Below are 6,444 nucleotides of genomic sequence, written 5' to 3' on the forward strand. Positions count from 1 at the left end.
CGAGATACGCGCCGATCTCCACCTCGGACTACTCCAACTCGCCTGCAGCATCATCTGCTTGAGACGAATCAGAACCTCATTTTGAAACGATCAGTTAGGCCGTTTCCTGCAGATCACCTTGCGGGCGGAGGCGTGGTTCCAGCAGGGGCGCCTCGGTGTGGTCGTGGACGAAAGGTGCGGCGGGGCGGGAGGGGGTCCAAAACCATCGCGCGGCCTGGCCGGATGGGTTGCTCACGGCACATGGAAGGGGGTCTGTGCGGGGGCGTGAACGGCTGGACTGACTCTCGTCAGGAGGAGCGTGGCGCCGACGCCTCCGCGGGGAGAGCGTCCACCGCCCCTCAGCCCCTGAACCGGCCGAGGGGCTCGGCAGCTAGTGTTCGCCCTGCTCCAGGCGTTCGGCATCGAGGGGGGGAGTGGCGCGCAGACGGCCCCGCAGCTGCACTGCCTCGTCCAGCGGGGCGCGGAACGCTGCCGGGCTCCGGGTGGCCAGAGTGCCGTAGATCTCTACGGCCTCCTCCGCTGCGGCCAGCGCGTCCTGCAGGCCGTGCTGCCGACTGATCCGCGCCCACACCGTGTTTATCAGCAGATCCGCAAGAGCGGGCTGGTGGGCGGCCGGGTCCTCCCGGGCGAGCTGCCGCTGCAGGTCGATGGCCTCCCGCAGGTGGCCCTCGGCCAGCTGCCAGTGGTCCGACCGCGCCAGCGGGAGCCCGAGTCCCTGGACCAGTCCCATGACGAGCGTCGGCTGGTGGGCGGCCGGGTCCTCCTGGGCGAGCCGCCGCAGGATGGCGACCGCCTCCTCCCCCCTGGCGAGGACGTCCTCATGCCGGTTCAGCTCGGCCAGTGGCAGCGTGAGCTTGATGAGGGAGAGGGCCAGTAGCTGATCGGCCTCAGGGTGGCTGAGGCGCCGCCAGAGTGCCACGATCTCTTCGTAGGTGCGGACCGTCTCTTCGTGTCGGCCGGTCGCCGTCAGCAGTCGGCCGAGCATGTCCAGGGCCACCGCCACATCGAACTCGTATCCCTCGTCGGCCTGCGCCAGGCACCGCCAGGCGTTGACCTCCTGCTCACCGGCCTCGACGGCCCGGTCAAGACGATTCAGTACCGCCAGGGGCCGCCCGAGGCTTCTGAGTGAGAGCGCCAGGCGGAGTCGGTGGGCCGCCGGGGCGGCCTGGGAGAGCCGCTGAAGGATGGCGACGGCCTGCGTTCCCTGTGCTATCGCCTCCTCGTGGCGCCCCACCCCGCTCAGCGCGTCGCAGAGGATCACCAGTGCCGCCGCCAGGTTCGGCTCATGCACGGCCGGGTCGCTCCTCGCCAGGGACTGCCGGATGGCGACGGCCTCCCGCGCCGCGGAGAGGGACGGCGCCCGCAGTCCTACCCCGCCGTACTCGCGCCCGAGGTTGGTGAGGGCATCGGCCAGGATCGGCAGGCCCGCGACGGGGTCGTCCTCGGCTGCCTCGCGGGCCAGATCGACCGCCTCCCGCAGGCACTCCACTGATGCGACCGGATCGTCCCGCCGAGTATGCCCGTTCCCCAGGTTCACCAACGCGCTGGCGAGTTTGCGGCGGTACACCACGGGACTGGCCGGGCCCAGCCGGCGGTACAGCCCGACGGCTTCCCGCGCGGCAGCCACGCATTCCTCGATCCGGCTTGTTGCCGAGAGGGTGAGGCTGAGATTCAGTAACGAGTCCGCGAGATCCGGCAGATGGTTCTCGAAGCCGCGCTCGACCAGTTCTCGAAACAGCCCGACGGCCTCCTCGGAATGGGGGACGGCCTTGTGGGGGGACCCCGACTTGCCGAGCCAGATACCCAGATTCATCACCGAACGAGCGAGCAACGGCAGATGGGCGGCCCGTCTTGTGGCGGCGAGTTCCCGGGACATGTCGACGGACGCGCCGCAGTACCGTACGGCTTCCTGTAGATGACCCGACTCGCCGAAACCGTCACCGAGGTGCAGCAAGGCGTTGGCCAGCGGAGGGCCCCAGGCTCCCGGGTTGTCCTCGGCGCCGGCGCGCAGAAGGCCGACCGCCTTCTCACCTGCCCGCAGAGCCTCCTGGTGACGGCCTTCGCCGCGCAGAGCGATCGCCAGGCCGTCGAGTGCGTTCGCCAGGTTGTCGAGGTGCGCCTCGGGCGCCTGCTCCACCAACTTCTCGTAGAGGGACACCGCTTCGGACTCTGCGGCCAGGGCCTCGCGGTACCGGTCGACCCTGGACAGCTGGCTCCCCAGATTGTGCAGCATTCCGGCCAGGTCGGGGCGGAAGTCCGCAGGATTCACCTCGGCCGTGTGCCGGGTGATCCGGACCGCGCTCTGCAGCAGCTGAAGACCCTCGGCGATGCGGCCCTGCTGGTCGAGCCGCAGAGACAGGGTGGTGAAGGCGACCGCGAGATTGGCGATCTTCTCGGGATGGCCCTGGGCGACGACCTTGGTGAAAAGCACTACGGCCGCCTCTGCCGATTCCAGCGCGGCCGGGTGGCGTCCGGTGAAATGCAGCTCGTTGCTCAGGCCGTTCAGCGCCCACGCGAGATCGGCCACCGCTTCCACGTCGCCGCTGCCTGCCAGCTCGCGGTGGAGCTGCACCGCCTCCTCGGTCGCATTCAGGGCCTCCTCGTGCCGACCCGAGTGGGACAGCCGCCCGGCTTTCTTCGCGTACAGGGCGGCCTTGACGGCAGGATCGGAGGTGGACTCGATCCGCTCGGTGCAGAAGCGCTCGGTGATGTCGGCGATCCCCACGTCGAGGTCGGGATCCCGCCAGGGAGCGGCCTCCTCGATGGCCTCCAGCGCTTCGAGGGGAAGCTGCTTGATACGGGCCAGGGTGGCCAGGGCGGCGTTGCCCGCGCGGAGCATGAGGCCGGGGTGCTCGGCGGCCAGGGGGGCCAGTTCGCCAGCAGCGAGATGGGGCCAGCGGGCGGCGGCGTTGATCAGCTGGGTGAGGACGTGCCGGCTCCACTCCGGAGCCGGGGAGCCGGCAGGGGCGTGCGCGGCGACACCGAGGAGACGAGCCGCCGCCTCCTCGGCCCAGGGGGTCGCCAGATGGCTGCCGACGGGCCCGGGCGTGCTGAGGGCGACGAAGTCCTCACCGAGGCGGTCGGGGCAGAGCGGTTCCAGGTACGTCCTCGGATCGTCAGCCGGATAACAGGCGGCGTGTTCCCGCAGCACCTGCGGATGCAACGCGGCATTCTCCACCTCGGCGGACTTCAGGGCGGTGATCGCCGCCCGGTAGCCCCTGGGCCCGGTGAGGGTCGCGGTGTACACGGCCTGGGCCATGACCTCCGCCGGTGCGGCGCAGGCGGGCTTGCGCTGCTCCAGCTTCGACCAGTGGCCGCGCTCACGCTCCAGCAGGTACGCCGACAGCGCGCCCGGCTCCCGTGGCGGTTCGTCACCGCGGATACGGGCGTCCACCGCCACCAGTGCGGCCATGTGGACGGTCAGCGTCAGTCCGTAGGCCGCATGGGCCAGATCCCCGGGCACCGCAAGGGACTCGGCGTCCTCCGCGGGCAGCCCGAGAGCGCCGGCGAAGCGTTCGCGGGCGACTGTGAAGGTCTGGAGCCGGGCGTCGATGTCTCCGTCGGGAAGCGGCCGCAACGGGTACTCGGTGTGCGCAAAGCCCCATTTTCGCAGGTCGTCGAGCAGATAGGACCACCAGCTCGTTGATCGGGCGATGAGGAGCACCCGGAGCGTTTCCCCGCGCTGGTCGGCCAGTCTCTCCAGCAGCAGCTCCAGCTCCCGGGCGGGCCAGCGTTCGGCGTAGTCGACCACTACCAGCGCGCGGCGGGCCAGCGCCGACCGCCTGCCGCGGCCGGTATCGGCCGCGGCCTGGTCCGCCCGGACGGCCTGCCACACCTTCCAACCCAGCTCGGCGGTACGGCGGGCCAGTTCGGTGGCCAGCCGGGTCTTGCCCTGCCCGCCGAAGCCGTGCAGCAACGCGACCGAGGCGGCGATCGGCTGGCCGTCCTGCGCGATGCCGTCCCGCCAGCCGGCCAGCGCGGCCAGGTCGTCCGCCCGGCCGGTGAACGGCACCACCTCATGGCGGGCCAGCAGCAGCTGACTCGGCTGCCCGCGCAGATCCGCCGCCAGCGGCTGCGCATCCTTCGGTGGGAAAGGCCGGAGGCCTGCGGGGTCTTTGGTCTCCGCTTCCCGGACCAGCTCCCACACCTGCTCGAGAGCAGCATGCCGGCTCTTCCACAACTTGTCCTCGAAGAGCTCAGGGATCTGCGGAATCGGCTGGGAGGCGATCGCCCTGCACGTCCTGACGAAGAGATCGACCAGGTCCCACTCCGGCGGTTTCGTGAACTCGGCCCTGAGAAGGAGGCTCACCGTGGAGGGGTGCAGTTTCGTTTTGCGGTTGCTCTGATCCTCACCCCGCTTTGCCAGTACCGCCAACGAAGGACTGTTCGCCGCGCGGTGCACTTCCGCAAGGAAGTACGCGAACTGCTTGCGGGCTTCGTCCCATGCCGTCATGTCGGCCACCCCCACTATGAGCCCGTTCAGAATCGTCCCGAGCGGCGCGCAGCCGCCCTTCGTGTGACCAGGCTGGATCGCTCGTGATGTACCGGATCGTCCGGCTGAGCCCGCTGCGTGTGCCGTCTCCTGGATCGTCTTCTTGTCGGCCGACACCACCCATCCGTGTCCAGCCATAAGGAGAACGATGAGCAGGCCCCGTACCCGCCGGCCCCGCCGGGGACAGACGCCCTGGGCAAAGACCGTGCTCGGTGCCGCTGTCAGTGGCACCGCCCGTGCCGTGGTCGCCTGGCTGCTCGACCACTTCCCACGCTGAGGTCCTGCCGCCACCGAGCCCGCCGACGCTCCGCTCGTGACGGGGGCGTCGGCGGCTCCCTACCGTCCGCCGGGCCTGCTTCGGCCCGGAACGCCACGAGGGTGTCCACCCCTCCATGACAGCACAGCGGCAACCGGCGTAGGGGCAGAACGGCAGAGCCCGGCGCGACCCCGCCCTCGGCTGCCAAGACCGACCCCGGCAGCGGCAGCATGGCTGACACGCCGATCGGCTCCAGTCCTCTGGCCGGCATGACAGTGGTCGTCACCGGCGCCATGAAGGAAACCTAGAACGGCTTACCCGCAACGAGATGAACGAACGAACTTATCGAACGGGCCGGAGGACGCTCCTCCTCCAGCGTCTCGCAGAAGACCAGCCTCGTCGTCGCCGGCCAAGGCACTGGTTCCAAGCGGGCCAAGGCCGAACAGCTCGGGCTCCGCCTCACCACCCCGGGCGAGTTCGCCGCCCTTGTTGCCAGCCTTCTGAACTGAGCAAAACCAGGACTCGAATGCTTGCGGCGGGCCCGATGGCGTTCCCGGTGATCGACGGCCCGTCCGCGCCTCCAGCCCCAACAGCTGTTCGCCCTCGATTCGTCGGCCGGGGGCCGCGCCCGGGCGACACCCGACAGCACCACTACGCCACTTGCACGCACCTCCAAGCGCCGAGCCGCCTTTCCTTGCAGAGTTGGAGCGGAGCCTGTCCGGGGCCCCTCGCACGTCGCCCCGGGCAGGCCACAAGCTGTCGGACCCACAACATGGGCCGCCATCAGACCTTGACCAAAAGCTCTCTGGGCCCGACGGGCCACAATCACGCTGGGTGGGCGCACTGAAATCCTTGGTGCGCTACTGAAATCTTCACTGAAATGAATCTTGCGCTACTGAAAGCTTCAGAGCCATCCGACAACCAAGCCCTCTGCAACACCCTTTCCACCGAGACAACGAGACCTGCGTCGTCACCGTCCAGGTCCCGGTCTTCCTGGGCATTGGCGCATTGGGCTTTGGGCATTGGGCACAAGGAGCCGGGGCCGCCTCGTCCTCGCCCGTGGCGCGACGGCATTCCAGGGTGCTTGCTCTTTCGAGCGCGCTGCAAAGTGAACGCTCGGTCGTGTCGGAGCAGTCACGAACAGACGATGCACACCGCGGACAGATACCCGCGCACTATCGAACCGGCCCGTGTGTAGGCCAGGCGGCGCTCGCCATCCCGGTAACCGCCCAGGCCGGCGTCGAGGACCGCGTGGGTGCCGATCTCCCGCGAGGACGACGGCGCGCACCTGCGGAAAGCCCAAGGGGGTGCCGGTGGTGGAGGGGCCGTCGAAAGTGTGCGGGGAGCGCTCCCAGTTGACGATGCGCAGCGGTTTGGTGAGGGGACCATCCCCGCACGCGCAGGGATGGCCCCGGCTGCCCCAGTTGAGTTGCCGGTGGATGATCAGGCAGCAGGCGAGTCTGAGGAACGCTTCGGGGATGTCGGCCCGTCGTTCGCCGCTTGGGCCGCTGCTGCCGCAGCGTGAGGATCCACGGCGACGTCCCCACCCCGCACCGAACGCTCAACTGCCGACCCGGACACGGCCATCAGCGCCGATACATCTCATTGAGTCAGCTGTTGTCAGCGGGCAACCGTCCAGAGGCGGATCTGGTTGTCGGCGCCGGCGCTGGCGAGGAGCTTGCCGTCGGTGGTGAAG

2 protein-coding genes and 1 pseudogene are annotated in these 6,444 nt (G+C 69.5%); 2 read left to right on the plus strand and 1 reads right to left on the minus strand.

From position 1 onward, the window contains the following. Positions 1-370: 370 nt before the first annotated feature. Positions 371-4,309 (minus strand): tetratricopeptide repeat protein, encoded by a 3,939-nt coding sequence (locus ACZ7DL_RS38805; RefSeq protein ID WP_470781743.1) that lies wholly within the window; start codon positions 4,307-4,309, stop codon positions 371-373. A gap of 331 nt (positions 4,310-4,640) precedes the next feature. Between ACZ7DL_RS38805 and ACZ7DL_RS38810 the strand changes: the two genes are divergently transcribed. Together ACZ7DL_RS38810 and ACZ7DL_RS38815 are read left to right on the plus strand one after the other, a co-directional pair. Then, positions 4,641-4,769, plus strand: coding sequence for a hypothetical protein (locus ACZ7DL_RS38810; RefSeq protein ID WP_470781745.1), 129 nt, complete (start codon positions 4,641-4,643; stop codon positions 4,767-4,769). Positions 4,770-4,924: 155 nt separating this feature from the next. Then, positions 4,925-5,257, plus strand: a pseudogene (locus ACZ7DL_RS38815) (BRCT domain-containing protein); the annotation flags it as partial. Between the last annotated feature and the right edge of the window lie 1,187 nt (positions 5,258-6,444).

Source organism: Streptomyces sp. NPDC036984, assembly GCF_055607665.1.

Coding starts and splice junctions, on each gene's coding strand:
- ACZ7DL_RS38810 (WP_470781745.1), top strand. CDS start 4,641: ATGAGCAGGCCCCGTACCCGCCGGCCCCGCCGGGGACAGACGCCCTGG.